General features: G+C 66.2%; 17 protein-coding genes and 2 pseudogenes. 9 read left to right on the forward strand and 10 right to left on the reverse strand.

What is annotated here, in order from left to right; all coding sequences use genetic code 11:
- Positions 1-20: 20 nt before the first annotated feature.
- From ACWEO2_RS09755 to ACWEO2_RS09780, 6 genes are all read right to left on the reverse strand, one after another.
- Positions 21-812, reverse strand: a complete 792-nt coding sequence (locus tag ACWEO2_RS09755; RefSeq protein WP_452404935.1) for an SDR family NAD(P)-dependent oxidoreductase — start codon at positions 810-812, stop codon at positions 21-23.
- Between the two features lie 8 nt (positions 813-820).
- On the reverse strand, positions 821-1,615 hold the full coding sequence (locus ACWEO2_RS09760) for an alpha/beta hydrolase (RefSeq protein WP_452404936.1): 795 nt from the start codon (positions 1,613-1,615) through the stop codon (positions 821-823).
- Between the two features lie 90 nt (positions 1,616-1,705).
- The gene (locus ACWEO2_RS09765) at positions 1,706-4,507 is read right to left on the reverse strand and encodes a LuxR C-terminal-related transcriptional regulator (protein ID WP_452404937.1); all 2,802 of its coding nucleotides are present in this window, start codon (positions 4,505-4,507) and stop codon (positions 1,706-1,708) included.
- Between the two features lie 284 nt (positions 4,508-4,791).
- The gene (locus tag ACWEO2_RS09770; RefSeq protein WP_452404938.1) at positions 4,792-5,748 is read right to left on the reverse strand and encodes a helix-turn-helix domain-containing protein; all 957 of its coding nucleotides are present in this window, start codon (positions 5,746-5,748) and stop codon (positions 4,792-4,794) included.
- Positions 5,749-6,147: 399 nt separating this feature from the next.
- Complete coding sequence (locus ACWEO2_RS09775; protein ID WP_452404939.1) at positions 6,148-6,726, reverse strand: hypothetical protein; 579 nt, start codon at positions 6,724-6,726, stop codon at positions 6,148-6,150.
- Between the two features lie 920 nt (positions 6,727-7,646).
- The gene (locus ACWEO2_RS09780) at positions 7,647-11,135 is read right to left on the reverse strand and encodes a protein kinase domain-containing protein (protein ID WP_452404940.1); all 3,489 of its coding nucleotides are present in this window, start codon (positions 11,133-11,135) and stop codon (positions 7,647-7,649) included.
- 186 nt (positions 11,136-11,321) lie between these two features.
- On the opposite strand from ACWEO2_RS09780, the gene ACWEO2_RS09785 reads away from it, so the two are divergent.
- Complete coding sequence (locus ACWEO2_RS09785) at positions 11,322-11,855, forward strand: VOC family protein (RefSeq protein ID WP_452404941.1); 534 nt, start codon at positions 11,322-11,324, stop codon at positions 11,853-11,855.
- A gap of 49 nt (positions 11,856-11,904) precedes the next feature.
- On the opposite strand, the gene mftR is transcribed toward ACWEO2_RS09785, so the two are convergent.
- On the reverse strand, positions 11,905-12,516 hold the full coding sequence (mftR, locus tag ACWEO2_RS09790; protein ID WP_354950635.1) for a mycofactocin system transcriptional regulator: 612 nt from the start codon (positions 12,514-12,516) through the stop codon (positions 11,905-11,907).
- Between the two features lie 30 nt (positions 12,517-12,546).
- Here mftR and mftA point away from each other — a divergent pair, with 30 nt between their 5' ends.
- The 5 genes from mftA (at position 12,547) to ACWEO2_RS09815 (ending at position 16,969) form a co-directional block, all read left to right on the forward strand.
- Positions 12,547-12,705, forward strand: coding sequence for a mycofactocin precursor MftA (gene mftA / locus ACWEO2_RS09795; RefSeq protein ID WP_452404942.1), 159 nt, complete (start codon positions 12,547-12,549; stop codon positions 12,703-12,705).
- Positions 12,695-13,003, forward strand: coding sequence for a mycofactocin biosynthesis chaperone MftB (mftB, locus tag ACWEO2_RS09800; protein ID WP_452404943.1), 309 nt, complete (start codon positions 12,695-12,697; stop codon positions 13,001-13,003). Before mftA ends, mftB begins: the two co-directional genes overlap by 11 nt.
- A complete protein-coding gene (gene mftC / locus ACWEO2_RS09805) occupies positions 13,000-14,169 on the forward strand; it encodes a mycofactocin radical SAM maturase (protein ID WP_452404944.1) in 1,170 nt (389 codons plus the stop codon). Before mftB ends, mftC begins: the two co-directional genes overlap by 4 nt.
- A 14-nt stretch (positions 14,170-14,183) precedes the next feature.
- Complete coding sequence (mftF, locus tag ACWEO2_RS09810) at positions 14,184-15,509, forward strand: mycofactocin biosynthesis glycosyltransferase MftF (RefSeq protein WP_452404945.1); 1,326 nt, start codon at positions 14,184-14,186, stop codon at positions 15,507-15,509.
- A 512-nt stretch (positions 15,510-16,021) separates the two neighbouring features.
- Complete coding sequence (locus ACWEO2_RS09815) at positions 16,022-16,969, forward strand: undecaprenyl-diphosphate phosphatase (RefSeq protein WP_452404946.1); 948 nt, start codon at positions 16,022-16,024, stop codon at positions 16,967-16,969.
- Positions 16,970-17,055: 86 nt separating this feature from the next.
- On the opposite strand, the pseudogene ACWEO2_RS09820 reads toward ACWEO2_RS09815, so the two are convergent.
- Positions 17,056-17,215: pseudogene (locus ACWEO2_RS09820) on the reverse strand (cholesterol oxidase); the annotation flags it as partial.
- Positions 17,216-17,353: 138 nt separating this feature from the next.
- Between ACWEO2_RS09820 and ACWEO2_RS09825 the strand changes: the two are divergent.
- Positions 17,354-17,824: a MarR family winged helix-turn-helix transcriptional regulator gene (locus tag ACWEO2_RS09825; protein ID WP_452404947.1), complete on the forward strand. Its 471-nt coding sequence runs from the start codon at positions 17,354-17,356 to the stop codon at positions 17,822-17,824.
- A gap of 479 nt (positions 17,825-18,303) precedes the next feature.
- Positions 18,304-18,439 (forward strand): annotated as a pseudogene (locus ACWEO2_RS09830) (methylmalonyl-CoA mutase family protein); the annotation flags it as partial.
- A gap of 20 nt (positions 18,440-18,459) precedes the next feature.
- Here the strand turns inward: ACWEO2_RS09830 and ACWEO2_RS09835 are convergent.
- Both ACWEO2_RS09835 and ACWEO2_RS09840 read right to left on the reverse strand, forming a co-directional pair.
- Entirely contained in the window at positions 18,460-18,753 is a 294-nt protein-coding gene (locus ACWEO2_RS09835; protein ID WP_452404948.1) for a hypothetical protein, read from the reverse strand.
- Between the two features lie 86 nt (positions 18,754-18,839).
- Entirely contained in the window at positions 18,840-19,379 is a 540-nt protein-coding gene (locus ACWEO2_RS09840) for a MarR family winged helix-turn-helix transcriptional regulator (RefSeq protein ID WP_452404949.1), read from the reverse strand.
- 89 nt (positions 19,380-19,468) lie between these two features.
- Here ACWEO2_RS09840 and ACWEO2_RS09845 point away from each other — a divergent pair, with 89 nt between their 5' ends.
- On the forward strand, positions 19,469-20,908 hold the full coding sequence (locus ACWEO2_RS09845) for an MFS transporter (protein ID WP_452404950.1): 1,440 nt from the start codon (positions 19,469-19,471) through the stop codon (positions 20,906-20,908).
- Positions 20,909-20,930: the final 22 nt, after the last annotated feature.

Here is a 20,930-nt window from a genome sequence, read left to right on the forward strand (position 1 = left end):
GAATCGGGTAAGGAACAGGGTCAGAGCGTTTGGATGAGTCCGCCGTCGATCCTGAAGTCGGCGCCGGTGACATTGGCGGTCCGTTCGCTCGCCAGCAGCAGCACCAGGTCGGCGACCTCCTGCGGGTGGGTGAACCGTCCGGTGACGCTCTCGGCCGCGGCCTTGCGGACCACCTCGTCGGGATCGGCGGCCGCGGCGGCGCTGACGACGGCGGCGACGCCCTGATCACCCAGCCACAACGCGGTGGTGACCGGTCCCGGCGAGATGGTGTTCGCCCGGACGCCCTGCGGGCCGAACTCTTTCGACAGCGATTTGCTGAAGTTGGAGAGGGCGGCTTTGGCCGCGGAGTAGTCGATGACGCCGGGATCGGCGAGAGAGGCGTTGACCGAGCTGACCGTCACGATGGCGGTGGTGTCGCGCTGGATCAGGTACGGCAGCGCGGCGCGCGCCGTGCGGACCGCGACGAGCAGGTTCGTCGTCAGCGACCACTGCCAGTCCTCGTCGGTCACGGCGAGGAACCCCTGCACGCGGGGGATGACGGCGCCGACGTTGTTTACCACGATGTCGATTCCGCCGAACGCGGTCACGGCGTCGTCGATCAGCTGCTGGGGTCCCTCGGGGGTGGTGAGATCGATCAACGGCGCCCGCACTCCGTCGTGGGCGGCCAGTTCCGTCAGGCCCTGGCTCCCGGTTCGCGATCCGGCGACCACCGAGACTCCCTCAGCGGCAAGCGCTTTCACCACGGACAGGCCGATGCCTCGGCTGGCGCCGGTCACCACGGCCACTTTGCCCGCGAGGTTGAGGTCGAACATCGCGGCCCTCAGAGCGCCTGGCTCTTCAACCACGACAGGCAGGCATCGGCGACCTCACGCCAACCGTGATCGACGACCAGCGAATGGCCCCGGTCCGGGAACTCCAGGAGATCGGTGACCGCGTCGGAGTGGCGATACTGCTTCAGTGTCGCCCTTGTGACGGCCTCGGGAACCGTATGGTCTTTGCCCCCGGTGATCAGCAGGAGCGGGCCGCGGCCCGCGTTGGCGGTGTCCACCTTGGCAGCGGAGTGCGGGTTGAAGTTGGCCGCCGCCGCTTCGAACAGTGGTTTGCCGGGGGCGGGTACCGCCCACCGTTCGTACAGTTCGTCGGATTCCTCGGGGGGAAGCGTATTTCCGAAGGCGTACCGGAATTCCGCGGCCGTGAGCGACACCGCCCTGTTCCGGTTGGCGGGGTTCTTGAATACGGGCGTGGTCGAGCGCAGCGCCGAAAGCGGTAGCGGCAGTACGCCTTTGATCTGGGCGGCGTCGATGGCGATCGCGGCGGCGGCGCGATCCTGCCCGAGAAGTTTCTGGGCGATCATGCCGCCGAAGGAGTGCCCGATGAGGATCGGCGGCTTCGGCAGGTCGGCGATGATCGCGGCATAGTGTTCGACCACGTCGTCGATGCCGTGACCGGCCACACCGTCCGGGGTGGTCCGCGCCGCCTGGACGGTGTCGAGTTCCCCGGGCCAGCCGGGCGCGGAAACCGGGTAGCCGTGTTCGTGGAACAGGTCGAGCCAGGGTTGCCAGGATGCCGAGTGCAGCCAGAGTCCGTGGATGAAGATGACCGGGGTGTCAGTCACTATGTCGCCCTTCGATTTCGGTGGGGTTGACTCGTTCATGAGACCGTGCGCGAGCCACCCGGCGAATCGGAGAAACCCCCCAGCGGTTCCCTAGTCTCCGGGCCCCAGCGTCGCTCCGGGCCCCAGCGTCGCACGAAGCTGTCTGCGGGAGGTCACCGTGAGCTTCCGGAAGACCTTCGTGAGGTGGTACTCGACGGTGGAAGTGCTGATATAGAGCCGAGCCGCGATCTCGGTATTGGTCGCCCCGTCTGCTGCGAGCGTGGCGATCTGGGATTCCTGGGGTGTCAGCTGGGAGTCGGGCGTCGGATTTCTGCGGAGTACTCGTTCACCCGTGGCGGCCAGTTCGGCGCGAGCCCGCTCGGCGAAGAGCGGGGCTCGGGCCGAGCAGAACATTTCGTAGGCGATCCGCAGCTGGATCCGGGCCTCCAGTCGCTGTTTTCGTCGGCGCAGCCACTCGCCGTACAGCAGGTGCGTCCTGGCGAGGTCAACGGTGATCGTGGTCTGCCCGAGCTGGTTGATCGCTTCCTCATACGAAGCCGCGGCGACGTCGTCGTCCGACAGCAATGCCCGCGCTCGCGCCAAAGACCCCAGCGCCCAGTGCGTTCCGCTGGCCCGCGCCTGCGTATCCAGCCTGGCGAAGGCGAGCAACGCCGGCTCGATCTCCTGTGCGCGGACTCCCGCCTCGACCATGTCGGCGAGCATCAGGTTGCTGTGACCGGGCACGTCTTCGTCGTAGAGGGATCGCGCCCGGTCCAGGGCGGCGCGATAGTTGCCCAGACTCAGCTCGAGGACGATCAGGTGGCGTGCCGCCTGTGCCGCCAGCATGGCCCGAGACGGGAAGTCCGCTCCGTCGACACTCGACGCCAGCGCGCGAGCCTCGGCCTCCGCACCACTCCAGACCAGCAATTCGAGCCTCTGCATGTACTGCTCCTCAGGCAGACCGATCACCGTGAGCAGCTCCTGAGACTCCGTCAGACAGCCGGCGCACTCGTCGGGTCGACCCGCCCGCAGTGCGTCGGTCGCCTGACATTCCAGCACCACTCGCAGTCCGACCAGTGCGCCGTTTTCCCTGTCGAAGGTATGCAGCCGTGCGAACACGACCCGCCGGGAGCTGTCGTCCCACAGTTCGTCGCTCGCGAAATGGGCGAATACGGCCAGTGGTACTCCGTCTTCCGCGAGTTCGGCATCGCGCACGGCCCGTAGCGCGGTGCGCCAGAGGGGGATCGCTGCCGAATGGCCCTCGCTGATCCGGGTCGCGAAGGCGACGATGAAAAGGTCGTGCACCGACAGCGCCGACGACCGTCGCTCGAGCGCACGCAGCGCGGCGTGGGCGACCTCCGCCAAGGTGGTGCCCACGGTGTCCCCTCTGGACAGCATCGCCGAACTCAGCGCCTGGGACAGCATGAGCCAAGCCAGGTCGCCGTCGGCCGGGTCCAAATCCGCCACGGCGGCCAGCAGCAGAGCGGGCTGATCTTCGAATCGGCAGAAGTAGGTCTCGATCGCCGCTTTCAGCCAGCGAGCCCGACCTCGCATCGCAGGCACCCCTCTCACCGATTTCGACTCGAGAAGCAGGCGCTGTGCGGACTGGGGGTCACCGCACATCAGATAGACCTGGGCCGCGGCCAGCCGTCTCTCGTCGCGTCGCGGGACCGAGGGAGTCAACTCGGCCGCTCGGGCCAGCAACAGCGCCTCGGCCGCATAACCGCCGCGTGCTCGGGCGCGTTCCGCGGAGTTCTCCAGATCACGTGCGACGGCCTCGTCGGCTCCCGCCGTGGCGGCGGCCAGATGCCAGGCTCGGAGGTCTGGGTCATGGTCGGGATCGCAGGCCGCGGAGATCGCCTGATGCGCTCGCCGTAAGGCGCCCGGATGGGCTGCCGCGTGGACGGCGGACCGGATCAGCGGATGGGAGAAGGCGAAACCGTCCCCGAGTACGAGGACTCCGGCCTCGATCGCGGGATCGGCGTCGTCCCCTGACAATCCGAGCAGCGCCGCCGCCCGCCACAGCAGCGCTTCGTCCCGGATCGGACTGATCGAAGCGAGCAGGAGCAGATCCTGGGTCGGCTTGGGCAGTGCCCGGATTTGCGCGAGAAAGCAAGTCGCGAGTCGCGAGCCGATCGGTAGCGGTTCGGGCAGCGCCGCTTGGCCGCTCAGCTGCTCGGTCGTCAGCGCGGACATCAGGGTCATCAACGCGAGAGGGTTGCCGTCGGTCTGCTCGGTAAGTCTTCGAGCGACTCCCTCGTTGAGAGAGCTGCGGGCGGTGCGGGCCAAGAGCTCCCTGGCGGCCGACCCTGGCAGTCCGGTTACCGGATATACCGGCAGGCCTTCGAAAACCTCGTTGCCGGCAGCCAATTCGCGTACCGCGAACAGCATCCCGACACCTTCGGCATGCAGGCGACGCGCGACGAACGTCAACGCCTCACGGGACTCGCGATCTAACCATTGCGCATCATCGACCAGACACATCAGCGGACCTTCGGCCGCCAGGTCCGTGAAGAGGCTGAGTGTCGCAAGGCCCACCAGGAAGCGATCGGGCGCGGGACCCGTGATCAGTCCGAAAGCTGCTCCCATAGCTGTCTTTTGCGGCTCTGGAAGGCGCTCGCGACGATCGAGGAAGGGGCGAAGGAGACGATGCAGCGCGGCGAATCCCAAGGGCAACTCCGACTCGAGACCCGAAGTCCGCAACACCAGCAGATCCTTCGCGGTATCGGCCATATGGTCGAGTAACCGGGTCTTGCCTATCCCCGGCGTGCCGGCCAGTACAAGTCCTTCGCTCAGACCTACCCGGACCTTGTTGGCAAAAGCCTCCAGTACAAGGCATTCCGCTGCCCTTCCGACGAGCGTCACCCCCGATGCTCGCGTCGGTGTGGGCGCGTGGTCCGCGATTTCGGTCATGAGTGCTGCCTCAGCTCGACATTCGATCTATCCGAGTCCGGTTCAGCGGTGGTTTCGTTGTGTGCCCGGACAGCGGGGCTGGGAAGGACGCCGACATCGAGACGTCGGCCGAGATGCCGGGCGATCTCGACTTCATGACGAGAACCGCGATGACCTCGATCATCGTGTCTCCTTCGCCTCGAGTCGTCTGCGTTCGACGCTAGGGCGAGGGCGGACCGGCGTGAACTACCGGACCGCGAATTGTGCAGGCACAGATAATCGCCGTGCCGAATCAGTCAACTGTGTCAAGGGGCCTGGCGGTCGTTGGTTTGCTGCCATTCCCGGGGCGACATGCCGTAGGCGGCACGGAAGCGGCGCGTGAAGTGGGCGGGGCTGGTGAAGCCCCATCGGTGCGCGACCACAGCGATCGGCACGGCTCGACCCTGACGAGCCAGATCGGCGTACGCGCCCTCGAGACGGGTGCCGATGATCCACTGACTCAGGGAGATTCCACGCGCGGACCAGATGTTGTACAAGTGCCGGACCGAAATGTTATGTGCCCGCGCGATTTGATCGGGGCTGAGACCCGGGTCCCCGAGATGCTCTTCGACATAGGCGGCTATCCGCAGATACAGCGTGTCGTGGAGGTCTCCATGCTGACGAGGGTCGGCTGCGGCGGTGGTGATCAGGGCGCGAACCAGTTGGGTGGTAGCCGATTTGAGCATGATTCGTGCGGGTCCCGGTTCGATATCGCCCTCCGCGCCGAGTGCGGCGATATGGGCGGTGACCAGTCCGTACAGCGGACTCGATTGGAGCCGGGTGGCTGCACTGCGTACGGTTTCGACGGGCAACGCGAGTTGGTCGTAGTCGAAGATCACCACCTTGGAGCCGCCGATACCGGTTGATGAGTAGTCCGAGGTGCTGGTGCCGTCGGTGAGCGACAGCTCCCCGACACTGAGGACCTGGTCCGCACCGCAGTGTGAGAAGGTGCCGGATCCGGTCAGCTGAACACCGAGGCCGACCCGTTCGGGTGCGGCGATGCGCAACTGCTTGTCACCGCGCAGCACACTCAGGCCGGTGCCGACGAACTGCGTCACGTGTACACCAACGCCCAGGTCCCATACGGTGAAGCGGTGCCACAGTTGACCGGCGACCGTCCCGAGCTGGTTGATCGCCGGAATCTCTTTGTCGGCCAGCAGATCCTGCGCTGCGTCGATGCGCTCACCCACCGGAAGCAGACCGGTATCCAACACCACAACCACGCAACACCTCCCACGGCCCCTCTACGGAGGGGTGAACCAGTGGAACAGACTAACTATTGTCGGTCGTGTCCGAGAGACGAATCGCCTGCAGGTCAATGCCTTCGAGCACCGCACCTGCGCAATGCGTCCTGCGTGGCCCCGTTCGACTGGGCGACTACCGAGATGCCTCGACCGGGCGGCTTTCTCGACAACTGCGGCGATCTCGTCCACTGAATGCCTTGTGATGGTGACGATCGGTCGCAGGGGCGAGGCTTGCACGATCGGACGAGTTCTCCTGCGGCCAGCAGACGTCGCTGCCGCCTGGATCGGGGTTGTGGCGTGCGCACGGGTGCCGGTAGGAGTGCGCGCGTGGCGAGCAGCGCGAGAGTTGCCTGCGCCACCGAGCCCTCGTAGAACTCGTCACCGCTGTTCACCCCCGTCGATCTGATCGCGGATGCCTTCGAGGAGGGTGGCGAATGCGTTCTGGCAGACGATGATCAGCCGATTCTGATCCGGATGTGCGGCCGGTAGCACCCGATGGCCGATACGCAGCCGCATCGTGCGCCGGATCGGAGCGGGAATTGGCAACTGGCCGTTGCGAGCGATGGAGTATCCGCCATCCGATGGCGCGGTGACGAGGACTACATCAGGCAGCGTGGGCTCGAGATGGATCGGCGTTTCCGCCTCCCATCTCGAGCACGACAGCACCGATCGTTCCGCGATCCGACCGGCATAGTTGACCAACACCGACCCGTAGACCGCCTTGACCACACTGTAGGAGGTAGGCGTCGTCGTCTCGTGCCGCCCGCGCGCACGCGGAACAACGACCGAATCGGAGGAGGGCGAAGGGACGACCGGCGGCACATTGCCGATCTGGTCCGATGAATGAAAACCGCTGGCAGAAGGACTACCCGAACCGTGTTCCAGTGCACTGGAGCACGTAACACGGTTGTTCGGCGTGTAGACAGACAAATGATGCGCCATCAGGGATTTTGTCATCTCATTTCATCCACGGCCAGGCGGTAGCCCAGCGCTGGCCTGCGGGCTCGGCGATAGTCGCAACGAGCTCGACGAGCCGAAGGAAGGGAGGCGATCGGATGGCACCTGCTCTCCGCCGAGCCCGACGAGAATCGCAACTGACCAGACTGGATTCGCGAGGTTCGATGAGGACGGGTAGCGCCGCCCCCTTCCGGCGAGAATCGCAACTGCTCGTACGCAATCGAGCCGACGGCCGCGTCGAAGCAGCACCAGGACTCCCGGGCAAGAGCTTGTGCATGGGTTGGTGCCGTGGCATCGCTGAGCACGCGGTGCATGGCATGCTGTCAGGTGAAAGCGGAGCTGCCAAGGGGTGAGTGCGGAGCTTCGGAGGTGGTGATCGTGTGTACTGGGCCGTTGTCTTCGTGCGCACTGACAACGTCGGCGTCCGCACTGAGGTCGGATTCCTCGATCGCCCGAGCCGTCGGTGCGGACGACGCTCGTGCCACAGGCGTTGTGCGTGGAGGTGTTCGCGGTGCTGCGGCTAACTGCACGTACTGTCCGCACGTGTGGAAGTCCCTCTGGTCGTTGGAATTTCGGCGACTGTCAGCAGCACAGTGGTCGTCGCTGGTCGAACTGTACGGTGCTGAGTTTGCCGCGCGTCATGCTGCAGGAGCACTACCGTTGCGACCCGGCCATTATCGGCTTCTATGAGTCGATCCGACCCAACTCCAACGCCGGTCGGCAATGCACTACGCCGCAAGTTCACCTGGTTCGACCGGAGATGCCCGGCTACGGCTCGCTGGAGGCGTTGGAGCCGGGCGAGAGGGGCGCGGCCAGCACTCTGTATCCGCCGTTGCGCTTTGATGGATACCCTGACGGAATACGGGGCTGGCTCGAACTCGCCGGTTTCCGCCGCTCTTCAGCGCGAGCCTCAGTCGTCCCTACCGTTTTCCCTCGGGAGTGCCAGGGCCGGTCGTAGGGTTCTGGGTTCCCGAGGGTGTCGGGTGTGGCTTTGAGTCGTCGAGAACCATGGCCAAGAAGGCTTGCGGGACCTGCGGCCATTCGTCGCGCCAATTGCCTTCGCGCAGATCATGTTCGAGTCCGCGGAGCAGGGATCGCAGCCAGGGGCCTTCGTCGCGCAGTGGCCGGATCAGGACGGTGTCGGCGCAGGTGGCCAGTATCGGCACGAGGGTATCTCGCGCTTGGTCGGTCTGTTCGGCTGCCGCGAGGCAGGACGCGAGCAGGAGTTCGGCGTCCAGAGCGGCACGCGGTCGGCGGGTGGAGTCGATCGAATCGCGCAGCGCGCGAGCACGAACGCAGGCGGTGGCGATCAGTGCGGGGTCTGCGGTCCGCAGCAGTGTCCGGATCGCGGAGTTCTCGCCCAGTTCGGCGGTGATGATCGCGATGGCACTATCGCTGGTCGGCTGAACCATGGCGGCCGTCGACGCGGTCGTCAGGCCGAGTCGGACCTGTTCATTGGTGATGCGCGCGGCCAGTCGCGGCAGGGATAACGCCTTCGCGGTTCTCGCGCCGTCCGTCAGCCGCTGCGCCGCGCCTTCTAGATCGCCGCGCACCGCCTTGATGCGGGCGCCGGTCGCGTAGCTCGCCACCATGAAGTCCACTGGGCCGCCCCCGATTCCGAGTTCGACGGCCTGATCGAGCAACTGCTCGGCGGCGTCGAGCTCATCGCGTTCGTAGAGCAGCTCACCGAGCAGCGAACTCGCCAGTCGCGCCGCGTAGGACCGGGTGCCGGAGGCGTCGACGGCAATTTGGAGGGCGGTGCGGAAGCTGTGCTCCGCCGCGGCGATATCGAGTAGTTCGCGCTCGGCAAGGCCGATCAGGCAGTGGCTGTAGACCAGGCTGAATGTCCCGCCGGCCTGCTGGTGGTAGGGCGCGGCCCAGTGGTGCCACGCCCGCGCTCCGTCGAAATCGAAGCGATCGGTCGCCAGAAACGCCGCGAAAGCCGCCGCCGCGCACAGCGTCCACGGTGACAGTGTGTCGGTACGTTTCAGACAGTCGGTCACCACGGCCTCGATACCCTCGACCTGATCGGCCAGTGCGCGTTCGGAACAGCCGATCAGGGCCGCTTCGGCGGTGAGCGTCGGATCGGGTGCTGCGTCCAGTGCCGTCTGGGCCAGGCGCAGCGCGGTATGCAGTTCGGTGGGACGGCGCAATATCGCGTAGGTCCAGGCGAGGGCGACCTGAAGTCGAGCCCGGGTCGCAGTGAGCCGCGGCGGAAGTTTGGCGACCAGCCCTTGCAATGTCGCCAGCTGGGCATGTTCGACGAGGTCCATGGCTCGAGTTTCGAGCAGGTCCACCGCGTAATCGTCGTCGCCGCAAGCCAGCGCGTGATCGACTGCCTCACTGAGCATGCCGTGCTCGGCGAACCAGGCGGCAGCGGTGCGGTGCAGACCGGCTATCCGTTGGGGGCGGTCACGTGCGAGTCGTTGGCGCAGGAATTCGACGAACAGTTGGTCGTAGTGGAACCATTCGCCGCCCTCGTCGATACGGTGCAGGAACAGATTTCGCCGTTCGATATCTTCCAGCAGTGCCTGCCCGTGCTGCTGTCCGGTCAGCGCCGCGGCGAGGCCACCGGAAATCCGTTCGGGCAGTGCGGTTGCCAGCAGGGCATCGAACAATTCGGGATCCAGGGTGTCGAGTACGTTCTCCGCCAGATATTCGGCGATGGCTTGGTGTCGCCCCGATAGGTGGTCGATGAGCGTGGTCGGATCATGGTGTTCGCGCAGCGACAGTGATGCGAGTTGCAGTGCCGCGATCCAGCCTTCGGTGCCGGTGCGCAGCGCGGCGACCTCGTCGTCGTCCAGGGCGAAGCCGCCGAGCCCGACCAGTAGTGAGCTCACCTCAGACTCGTCGAAACGCATTGCGGTGGAATCTATTTCGATGAGTTCATGGCGAACTCGCATGGTGGCGACCGGTATTCCCGCCAATGACCTGCTGGTGATGATGATCTGCAGGTGATGGCAGCCGTTCTCCAGCAGGAACCGCAGGGCCGCCACGGCGTCGGGATCGGTGACCCGATCCCAGTCGTCGATCACCACGGCCACTCGTTTGCGCTGTTCGTGGATGTCGTTGATCAGTGTGGTGAGCACATAGCGGGTGGACTGCTCGCCCTCCTCCTCGAGTACTCGGCCCAGTGTGGGTGCCAGTTCCGGCCGCACCCGGTGGATCGCCTCGATCAGGTGGGCGAGGAACCATACGACATTGTTGTCGTCGTCGGCGGCGTTCAACCAGGCGACCGCCACCTGCTGTTCCTCGTGGAGGTATTTGGCCCACTGTGCGGCCAAGGTGCTCTTGCCGAATCCCGCGGGCGCGTGGATAACGATCAGACGCCGCCGATGGTCGGCTCGCATCGCGTCGATCAGCCTGTCTCGCTGGACCATTCGGCGCCCGGACATGGTCGGGCGGAATTTGGTTTCCGGAGTGGCCGGTGTCGGCCGCGCGGACGATGTCCGGCCGGGTGCGATCGACGCCGCGGCGGTGGCATCCGACGGGATGCCGGGGGCCACGGTGTCGATGGGGCTGACACTCGGCAGCGTCATGTCCTGAACGGGCACGCTATTGGCGCGCTGGATCGCGCGCAGTGACTCACCGAATTCCGCAGCGGACTGCGGGCGGTCCGCCGGGTTGTGCGACATGCTGGCCTCGATGGCGACGCAGACGTCGTCGGGGATGCCCTCCGGACGCAGATTCGGCAGCGGTTCGGCGGCGATGCGCAGAAATTGCGCGACCACCTGCTCGCCCGCGCGGCGTTCGTAGGCGGCGTGGCCGGTGATCATGCAGAACAGGGTCGCGCCGAGTCCGTAGACGTCCGAAGCCACCGACGAGTCGCCCGATTGCAGGACCTCCGGCGCGGTGAATGCGGGGGAGCCGGTGACCACGCCGGTCGTGGTTTCGAAGCCGCCCGTGACGCGGGCAATGCCGAAATCGGTGAGCTGGGGTTCGTCGTAGTCGGTCAGCAGGACATTGCCCGGCTTGATATCGCGATGCAGGATCCCGGCCCGATGTGCCGTCTCGAGGGCGCCCGCCAGTTTGATCGCGATTCGCAATGCCTCCGCCAGCGGTAAGGGCCCCGCAGTCCGGATACGGTCCTCCAGCGAACCACGGGCGTGATACGGCATTACCAGATAGGGACGTCCGCTGCGGGTGGTGCCGACCTCGAGGATGTGCACGATATTGGGATGCCCGGACAGCGCGCCCATCGCCTGCTGCTCGCGCAAGAATCGTTCGGAACTCTCCGACTCGAACTCACCGGAGGTGAGGATTTTGACCGCGACGTCGCGGTGTAATGCCTGTTGCCGACAGCGATAGACCACACCGAATCCGCCACGGCCGACCAGCTGCGGATCGTCGAGACCCGTGCCTGCCAGTTCCTTGCCGATATCCGGCGGCCGGTTGGTCTGTGTTGCCATGGGATCGCGGTCGGCCATGTGCTGCTCGGTGTCGTTGGTCCGCGGTGCTACCGCGCTGGCTTCCCAGTTTATGCCCGGCGAACTCCGGAATCGGGATATCGACCGCCCAGTGGGCGGGTCTCTTGTGGTGGGTGCGCGTTCATGGTCGGCTCATAGCAACGACCATGTCGAAAAGGAGCCGCCCCCATGCCTATTCAGCGACTGAACCATGCCGTCCTGTACGTCTCCGAGGTGGAGCGCTCGGCCGCCTTCTACGGTGCGGTGCTCGGGTTCCGGCGGATCGGCGGATTTCCCGGCGGTGTGTTCCTCCGGGCCGCGGGTTCGGCCAATGACCATGACCTGGGGCTGTTCCAGTCGTCGGATCCGGCCGGCGCGCACCGCACCGGCCGGGTCGGGCTCTACCACCTGGCCTGGGAGGTGGATACGCTGCGCGAACTGGGGCGAGTCAGGGATGTGCTGCGCGACGTCGCGGCGCTGACCGGAGCCTCCGATCACGGGTGCACGAAGGCGGTGTACGGGTCGGATCCCGACGGCATCGAATTCGAGGTGTGCTGGCTGGTGCCAGATGCGGCGGTCGGGCCGGCGCTGGCGGAGATGACCGCGCCGACTCGGCCACTCGATCTCCCGGCCGAGATCGCCCGGTACGGCGCGGACACCCCGGGCGGGCCGCGGACCGACCATGCGATCTGGCAGCGCGCTTTCGCCAAAAATGCGGATTAGGTCGATCCGTGGATCAGCTCTGTGCGCGGGCTGGGCATGTCGTCGAATCTTATTCGGCGTGCGCAAATCCGCTGGCGAGGCCGCGCAATGCGCGATCGAGCGTGGCGGGGAGATCGGTGCCGGGGATGGCGAGCCAAGTGTCGTAGGCGGCGATGGCGACGCCGAGTGCCGAATAGCCGAGGGCCTGCGGAATGAGGTCCCGAGGCGATACCCCGAGCCGGGTGGCGGCGAATTCGGCGACGACGTCGCGCCATTCGCGGTACCGCAGTGTCGAATGTGCCTGCAGCGCCGGAACCGTGAGGATCAGGCGCATGCGCTGGCGGTGCCGGGGCAGTGCCGCGGCGTCGAAGCGGTTGAAATCCACTACCACGGTGCGAACCGCATCCATGATCGGCTGGTCGGCGGGACAGCGGGCGAACCGCTCGCGCATCACCCGCAACTGTTCGCTGAAGTCACCCCAGACGACATCGTTCTTGGAATCGAAGTAGCGGAAGAACGTGCGTTTGGTGATGCCGACCGCGGCGGCGATGTCCTCGACCGTGGTCGCGTCGAATCCATTGCGTTCGAAGAGTTCGAATGCGGCATGTTCCAGTTCGATCGCACTGGTCGAGGGGCGTCTTCCGCGCCGGTTGCGCTGCGCGGCCGCCCGCTGAACGGTCATTGCCCTTCCATTTCGACACTCGGTGACATTATGCTCCTGATCACAGATCCGACCTTCGATATCGAGGAGCATGTCATGCGCCGAGTGGAGACCGAGCCGACCACTACCCGCACCGACGACGACACCGCCGTCGAAGCGGACCTGCTGGTGGAGGATGTCTCGATCGACGGCATGTGCGGTGTCTACTGAGACCAGGCCCTTCGATCCGGCCCGCCCGTACGCACTGGCGGCGTCGGTGTCGTTGCGGCCCGAACGGTTCGGTGCCCTGCTGTACGACTTCGGGACGCGCCGACTCTCCTTTCTGAAGTCCCCCTTGCTGGTATCGGTCGTGCGGGAGCTGGCACATCAGCCCGACGTGACCGCCGCGCTCGCGACGGCCGGGGTCCCGGCGGCGGAACACGACCGCTATCTGCGTGCGCTTGCCGGATTGTCCGAGGCGGGCACCATCCGGCCCCGGACGGACGAATGCGGACAGGAACGATCATGAAACTGGTAGAGCATTTCGAACACGGCCTGGACGCGCCGATCTGTCTGACCTGGGAGCTGACCTACGCCTGCAATCTGGCGTGTGAGCACTGCCTGTCCTCGTCGGGGCGACGTGATCCACGCGAGCTCAGCACCGCCGAATGCCGGTCGGTAATCGATGAACTGCAGCGTATGCAGGTGTTCTATGTCAATATCGGCGGCGGTGAGCCGACCATCCGGCCCGACTTCTGGGAACTGCTCGACTACGCGATCGACCACCAGGTCGGAGTCAAATTCTCCACCAATGGAGTTCGGATCACCCCCGAGCGTGCGCGACGGCTCGCGGCCACCGATTACGTGGACGTCCAGATCTCCATCGACGGCGCCACCGCCGAGGTCAATGACGCGGTCCGGGGTCCCGGCTCATTCGCCATGGCCCACCGTGCCATGCGAAATCTCGCCGACGCGGGCTTCGAGAACTTCAAGATCTCGGTGGTCATGACCCGCCACAACGTGGCCCAACTCGACGAATTCAAGGCCATCGCAGATGAATTCGGCGCCCAGCTGCGCATTACCCGGTTGCGACCGTCCGGTCGGGGCGCTGATGTTTGGAACGACCTGCACCCCACCACGGACCAGCAAGTGCGGATCTACAACTGGCTGGTCGCCAATGGTGAAAAGGTGCTGACCGGCGACTCGTTCTTCCATCTCAACGCCCTCGGCTCGACACCGCTGCCCGGTTTGAATCTGTGCGGTGCGGGACGGGTGGTCTGCCTGATCGATCCCGTCGGTGATGTCTACGCCTGTCCGTTCGCCATCCACGACGAATTCCTCGCGGGCAATGTCCGCGAGCCGGGTGGCTTCGAAACCGTGTGGCGCACTTCGGAACTGTTCGCCGAGCTGCGCAAGCCACAGACGGGCGGCGCGTGCGTATCGTGCTCGGCGTACGACGCATGCAAGGGCGGCTGCATGGCCGCGAAGTTCTTCACCGGACTGCCGCTGGACGGCCCGGACCCCGAATGTGTGCGCGGCAATGCCGAATTGGCGCTCGCCGCGGCGGGCGCACCGCCGCACCCGGATAAGGATCATTCCCGCACCGGCAGGCGGTCGGTGACACTCGGGCTGCCGTCCGTCGGCCGCATCCCGGACCGTGCCTGCGATACCAGTCCCGTGGCGGGCCTGCACTGATCGAGTTCGATGTCGTGACGATCCGGCTGCGCTTGGATACGCGGGTGCGCCGGTTTCAAGGCGGGCGGATCCTTGTGGGCGGTGCACCGCTGCGGCTGCTTCGCCTCGGTCCGGCGGGGGTCGAGTGTGTCGATGCGTGGTCGGCAGGCGAGCCGGTCGGTGCACGGCCGCACGAGCAGGCGCTGGCCCGCCGGATGCTGGACGCCGGAATCATGCACCCGGTACCGGATGGGGGAGCGCTTACCCACGATGATGTGACCCTGGTCGTGCCGGTGAAGAACAATCCGGTCGGCCTCGCGCGGTTGTTCGCCGCGACCGCGGATCTGCCGCATCGCGTCGTCGTCGATGACGGATCGTCGGTACCACTGCCGGAAGCGGCTGTTCGCCACCGTGATTCGCGTGGACCTGCGGCAGCGCGGAATGCGGGTCGGCGACTTGCCCGTACCCCGTTGATCGCCTTTCTCGACTCGGACACCATCCCTGATCGAGGGTGGTTGGACAAAGTGCTCCCGCTCTTCGACGACCCGTCGGTGGCCGCCGTCGCGCCCCGGATCCGATCATTGCCCGATGGACCGCTCGGGCGATACGAGATGGACCGTTCGAGCCTGGATATGGGACCGGATCCGGCTACGGTGCGCCACGACGGCCGGGTCCGCTATGTGCCCACCGCCGCCCTGGTGGTTCGCCGCTCGGATCTGGAAGCCATCGGCGGATTCGACGAAGACTTGCGCTTCGGCGAGGACGTCGACCTGGTGTGGCGACTGCTTGCCACCGGAAAAACCGTGCGCTATCAGCCCTTTTCGATTGTCCGCCACGCACCGCGCGCCACCGTGCGCGCATGGCTGCGCCAGCAATACGACTACGGCACCTCGGCGGCGCCGCTCGCGACCCGGCATCCGGGGCGGCTGGGTTGCGCCCACCTGCCGAAAGTGTTTGCCGCACAATGCGCGTTGGTGCTCACCGGCCATCCCGCGGTGGCCGTGGCCTCTGGCATCCTGGACGCCGGACGGTCGGCGCGCCGCCTGCACGGGCACGGCATACCAGTGCGGGCGGCATCAACTGTCGCGGCTGCCGGACAATTCGCGCTTATCCGTCAGGCCGCCGATGCGTTGCGTCGGGTGTGGTGGCCGTTGGCATTGCTGAGCCGTCGTGGCCGCGTGGTGCTGGCGGGGGCCGTGCTCTCGGCGGCGGTCGTGGACCTCACCCGCGGCCGGAACCCGTGTCCGCGCATTGCCGCGGATCTCGCCTACGGCCTCGGCGTATGGGCGGGTTGCTTCCGGCATCGCAAGGCGGAACCATTACTGCCGCAACGCAATAGATCCCGGGACGTGCCGGGCTGAGACGTCGCCGATGCCGCCCCTACTAGGCCATTGTTGCTATCCGGGCTTGGCTGACAGTCGCTCGGGCAGGGTCACTCGTGGCCGCCATGGCCGGATCGGCGCCCGCAACCAGTGCCACGTCCAGCTAGCTCCCGCCGTAGCGCCCCCTGGGTCCAGTGGGCGGTCGAAGGTAGTCGAATGGTGGTCGCCCAGGCCGTATTTGACACGGCATGACTGCGCTCGGCGAGCAGTCGAAGTGGGTGGGCAGCAATCTGTCTGGACGGGGCGGTAGTCGACGAGCCGCGCACGCTATCGATCGTCAGAGCGGTACACGTCCGCGGATCGCAATGCAATTCCGGATGGAAGCATAGTTGCGGGCGGGGAGTTTTTGCTCTGCGCGAAGCGGTATCAACGGTGCCGCGGTACCCGCTGCGCTCGGCGGCGGACTTATCCGCAGGAGACGAAAGGTGCTCGGGCAGAGGGAGTTCGGGCAGGGCCGCTGCGGGGTTGCTGATGTCTGACGTGCGACACTCGTGACGATGCTCACCTACTTTCAAGCGACGGTTATCGGTGCGGTGCAGGGGATCACCGAACTGTTTCCCATCTCGAGCCTCGGGCACACGGTGCTGCTCGTCGCGTGGCTCGACGGTGATTGGATGAAGTTGGCCAGCCAGGGCGGCGAGTCCGCCACGCACACACCGTATCTGGCATTCGTCGTCGCATTGCATGTGGCGACGGCGGTGGCGCTGCTCGGCTATTACTGGCGTGATTGGTGTGCCATTGTCGCGGGTTTTATCACGACTTTGCGGACCAGGCGGCTCGACACCATTCCGCAGCGGCTGGCGTGGCTGATCGTGATCGCCACCGTCCCGGTCGGTGTGCTCGGGCCGTTGCTGGACCATCCGCTGCACGCGCTGTTCGCTGCGCCGATCTACGCGAGCATCTTTCTGACGCTGAACGGCGTCGTGCTGTTCGTCGGCGAGGGGTTGCGCCGCCGCAACGAACCGACACTCGCGGAATACGGGCGTCGCTTCGCCCTACGGAGCCAGCACGGCGGCGTGCTCACCGCCGAAGTGGAAACGCGCCGCCAATCCGATCGACCACTGGCCGCACTCGGTTTCGGTGATGCCGTCGGTATCGGCTTCGCCCAGGTCGGCGCGCTACTGACCGGATTCAGCCGAGCGGGTCTGACGATGGTCGGCGGTTTGTGGCGTGGTCTCGAACATGAGCACGCGGCGAAATTCGCCTTCTTGCTGGCCACTCCGGCGATCCTGGGCGCGGGGCTGCTGGAAATGCCGGAACTGTTCGGGCCGCAGACCATTGGCATCCGGGGACCGGTGCTCGTCGGTGCCATTGCGTCCGGAGTGTCGTCGTGGCTGGCGGTGCGGTTCCTGGAGCGGTACTTCCGAACGCACAAACTGCTGCCGTTCGCGTTGTACTGCGTTGTCGTCGGGACACTTTCGATCATCCGATTCAGCTGAAGCTCTGCTGGTGCGCCCGCGGCGGTGCGCGGTCCCGCGGGGGAACGCCGGTACACCTACGAGCCGACCTGCATCCTGCATGGACCAACCGAGCAGTTCGGCCAGCGCGTAGTTCCAGTCGATCGGCATCGGGATCTTCGACAGCGGGAGCCCGGCCTTGCGCACATGCTCGGCGAAAATCCGCGAGGCCGTGTAGTTCGAACTGGAGACCAACTCGTCGGGCGCGATCGCGAGCCCGAGCATGCGCGTGCGGACAAGAATGTCCGGTAGCTTTCGTAGTCTGCGGGAAACCGCGGTGGGCGTCAAGAGGGGGGATCGCCGCTGTGCTATATCTGCACCACGGGTCCGGTCGCGGGCTGCTGCGCATCGGCGAGAAGGGTCGGGATGGACAAGCCAATCGATGAAATCGAGCTGGAGACCATGCTGCTCGGACGGCGGATGAACCCGAGCACCTCCCGCAGGCGCGAGGGTGCCCATATCGACCGCTACAGCTCCTATGTGCTGCTGAGCCGTATCGCGGTCGAGGGCCCGATGTCGGTCGGCCAACTCAGCGACGCCTTTGGCCTCGACTCGTCCACCGTGCACCGCCAAACGAACGCCATGCTCAGTGACGGACTCGTCGAACGCATCCCGGACCCCGAGGGCGGCATGGCCCGAAAATTCCGCATTACCGACGAGGGGCGGCACCGACTCGAGCTGGAACGCACCGCCAATATCGAGGGCCTCGGTGTGGTGCTCGCCGACTGGACCCCCGAGGAAGTCGCCGGATTCGCGGCCTACCTGCGCCGCTTCAACGCCGATATCGAGCGACTGGAGGGCCGCGCATGGCCTCGATCCGCACCCTCCGAGCGTTGATCGACGGGGGAGGCTCGCCCTACCCGGCCACAGCCGGGTTCACCCTGCATCGGTACCCCGTTCTTCGCCAGACCTGAAGCTACCTTCCTGGCATTCCCCGCTGGCATCAATGGTCATGTCCAGCAATGACTTTCGCTCAGTCGAGGAACAGGTCCGGGGTGGGCTGGTCGCCATCGCCGTAGTGGGACAGGTCGTCGACTCCGGCGCCGCATGTTCGCGTCGATGAAACAGTTGCCGGGGAGCTGATCTGCCGGGCGGGAACGATTTCGACGGCGGCGGCCGGGATCTCCGGGCCACGTGCGGCCGCCAGCTGGTTCGCGTCGTCCTGGAGATCGGCGACCGCCGAGGTCGCGAGGTAGGTCTGCGGTCATAGGGAGCTGAAGGCGATTCCGGCGTGCCCCGGTCCGGCCGAGGGACAGCAGTGCCATGCCGACCGGTAGCTACGACTCCGATGATCTGGAAGTGAGTGAGGAGGTCTGCCGCCGGAACCCTCGCTGCGGCTGATCGCCGACACCATCGAGCTCTGCGCTGCGGAGGTGCCGCGGTTCAACGTGATCTCGGTGGCGGGCGCGCACTTTCGCGATGGCGGGTGCGAACGCGGTAAAGGGGATGTCGGCTCGGTGCTATCGGATGGTTTATGCGGGGTCCGGGGCAATCGTGATCACGGCGGCGGCTCGGTCGAGTGCTGCGGGGACGGTTCCGCCGAGGTGGGCGACATCGGGTGTGATGACCGCATCGGCGGCCGTTGTGCGGACCGTCGTGATGAGCCGGGCCATCGGGTCCTCCATGCTGCCATTGCAGGTCACGGTCTTGGCGAGGGTGTAGCCGAGGCGTCCCGCCAGGCTGCGGATCTGGATCTCATCCCAGGCCTGGCGGGTGCCGGATACATCGCTGCGCAGGTATCCGATCGCGGTGCGGAAGAGTTTCATGATCAGCTGGCCTTGATCGGCGGGTGGTGATGGGTGCGGACGGTGCGCTTTGGTCGAGCCCCGCTCCGATCAGCTTGACCGTCTCGTCATCGATGCGGAAGCCGGCCGCTGGTAATCGGCCGCGGCCAGGGGCGGCCATCGATCTGCTCGATGCTGCTGTTGAAACGCCGGAGGTAGTCGGCGAATGCGGTCACGTCGTGGGGTGTCCAGTCGTGCATGACGCATTCGAGGCCGCTGATGATGGCAGCGCGTTCGGCCTCGAGTCGGTGCTCGCCCTCCGCAGTGGTGCGGAACTTGCGCGCCATACCGCCGTCGGGGTCGGGAATGCGTTCGACCAGTCGGTCGCGCAGCAGTGCGGCGATCTGGCGGCTGAGGGTGGACGCGTCCAGGTGCAGGGCGTCGCTGAGCTGCCTGATGGATCGTGGGCCGTCGATCGCCAGCCGACTCAGCAGCACGTAGGCGCTGCGTTCGAGCATTCCGTGCGCGCGGCGGCGTGAGCTCAGCTGATACCTGCTCAGCAGCATGGTTTCGAATTCGACCAGGTGTACGGGCTTATCCATGCCGTCCTTCCGTTGATCCGCCGCGCTGCGGGAGGTGCGGGCCGGAATTGCGCCGAAGATGTGCATCACACATACTCTTTGTGCTATGCAATCAGCATGCATCATACATATTGATTGTATGGTGCAAATCGATTCGAGATCCGAGGGAGATTCGCGTGGACAAGCCCGACTCCGCCCGCCCGGGCGGCATCCTGGCGGTGTTGGCGACCGCCGGTATCGTCGCGTCACTGACGCAGACGCTGGTGGTACCACTGCTCGGACAGCTGCCGCAGCTGCTGGACACCACGGCATCCAATGCCACCTGGGTGGTCACCGTGACCCTGCTCGTCGGCGCGGTGACCACACCGGTAGCCGGGCGGCTCGGCGATATGTACGGCAAGCGCCGCATCCTGCTGGCCTCGACGGTGCCGCTGGTTATCGGTTCGGCGGTGTGCGCGACCGCGACCTCGCTCGCGCCGATGATCATCGGCCGCGGCCTGCAGGGCATGGGCGTCGGTATCGTGCCGCTCGGTATCAGCGCGCTGCGGGACCTACTGCCGCCGGAGCGGCTCGGTTCGGCCATCGCCTTGATCAGTTCATCGTTGGGGATCGGGGCGGCTCTCGGTCTGCCGGTGTCGGCCGCCGTTATCCAGTACAGCAATTGGCATGTGCTGTTCTGGGGCACGGCCGTGCTGGCCGCGGTTGTCGGCACCTTGATCTTCGCGCTGATTCCGGACACTTCGCCCGCCGCCGCTGCGGGACGCTTCGACGTACTGGGCGCGATCGGGCTCGGCACCGGACTGGTCTGCCTCCTGCTCGCGGTATCGAAGGGCGCGACGTGGGGCTGGACCAGCGGCAGCATCCTCGGACTCCTCGCTGCTGCGGTCGTAGTGCTCGCGATCTGGGGCTGGTGGGAGTTGCGCAGCTCGGATCCGCTCGTCGATCTGCGCGTGACGGCGCGTCCGCAGGTGCTGCTGACCAATGCCGCATCGGTCGTCATCGCGATGGCCATGTACGCGCAGGCATTGCTCGTGCCGCAGTTGCTGCAGCTGCCCGCGGCCACCGGCTACGGTCTCGGCCAGTCGATGATGGCGATGGGTCTGTGGATGGCGCCGTCCGGTCTGACGATGATGGTGGTCTCACCCCTCGGCGCGAAGTTGTCGGCGGCGCGCGGCCCCAAGGTCACCTTGGTCACGGGTGGCCTCATCATCGCGCTCGGCTACGGAATTTCGATGGCGCTCATGGGCTCTGTGTGGGGTCTGCTGGTGGTGACCCTGGTGATCAGCACCGGCGTCGGATTCGCCTATGGCGCAATGCCCGCCCTGATCATGGGCGCGGTGCCGGTCTCGGAGACCGCTGCGGCCAATAGCTTCAATACGCTCATGCGCTCGGTCGGTACCTCGGTGGCGGCGGCGGTGATCGGTGCGGTGCTGGCGCAAATGACCGTCACCATGGGCACCCACGCCATTCCGACCGAGAACGGTTTCCGCGTCGGCCTGCTGATCGGCTGCGGCGTGGCCCTGCTCGGCGCGGCGGTCGCACTGGCCATTCCCGTCCGGCGTGCGGCGGTCGCGGACCGGATCGTCGACGAGCCGAAGGTCGCTTCCCGGGTCTGAGACCCGATCGCCAACTCCCGGG

This window comes from Nocardia sp. NPDC004278, from assembly GCF_053602975.1.

Excerpts from the sequence above, each read along its gene's own strand:
- ACWEO2_RS09780 (WP_452404940.1), bottom strand. The coding sequence starts at position 11,135 with ATGGCAACACAGACCAACCGGCCGCCGGATATCGGCAAGGAACTGGCA.
- ACWEO2_RS09775 (WP_452404939.1), bottom strand. The coding sequence starts at position 6,726 with ATGACAAAATCCCTGATGGCGCATCATTTGTCTGTCTACACGCCGAAC.
- mftR (WP_354950635.1), bottom strand. The coding sequence starts at position 12,516 with ATGACCGTTCAGCGGGCGGCCGCGCAGCGCAACCGGCGCGGAAGACGC.
- ACWEO2_RS09755 (WP_452404935.1), bottom strand. The coding sequence starts at position 812 with ATGTTCGACCTCAACCTCGCGGGCAAAGTGGCCGTGGTGACCGGCGCC.
- ACWEO2_RS09835 (WP_452404948.1), bottom strand. The coding sequence starts at position 18,753 with ATGAAACTCTTCCGCACCGCGATCGGATACCTGCGCAGCGATGTATCC.
- ACWEO2_RS09765 (WP_452404937.1), bottom strand. The coding sequence starts at position 4,507 with ATGACCGAAATCGCGGACCACGCGCCCACACCGACGCGAGCATCGGGG.
- mftC (WP_452404944.1), top strand. The coding sequence starts at position 13,000 with ATGAAACTGGTAGAGCATTTCGAACACGGCCTGGACGCGCCGATCTGT.
- ACWEO2_RS09840 (WP_452404949.1), bottom strand. The coding sequence starts at position 19,379 with ATGCACATCTTCGGCGCAATTCCGGCCCGCACCTCCCGCAGCGCGGCG.
- ACWEO2_RS09825 (WP_452404947.1), top strand. The coding sequence starts at position 17,354 with ATGGACAAGCCAATCGATGAAATCGAGCTGGAGACCATGCTGCTCGGA.
- mftA (WP_452404942.1), top strand. The coding sequence starts at position 12,547 with ATGCTCCTGATCACAGATCCGACCTTCGATATCGAGGAGCATGTCATG.
- ACWEO2_RS09785 (WP_452404941.1), top strand. The coding sequence starts at position 11,322 with ATGCCTATTCAGCGACTGAACCATGCCGTCCTGTACGTCTCCGAGGTG.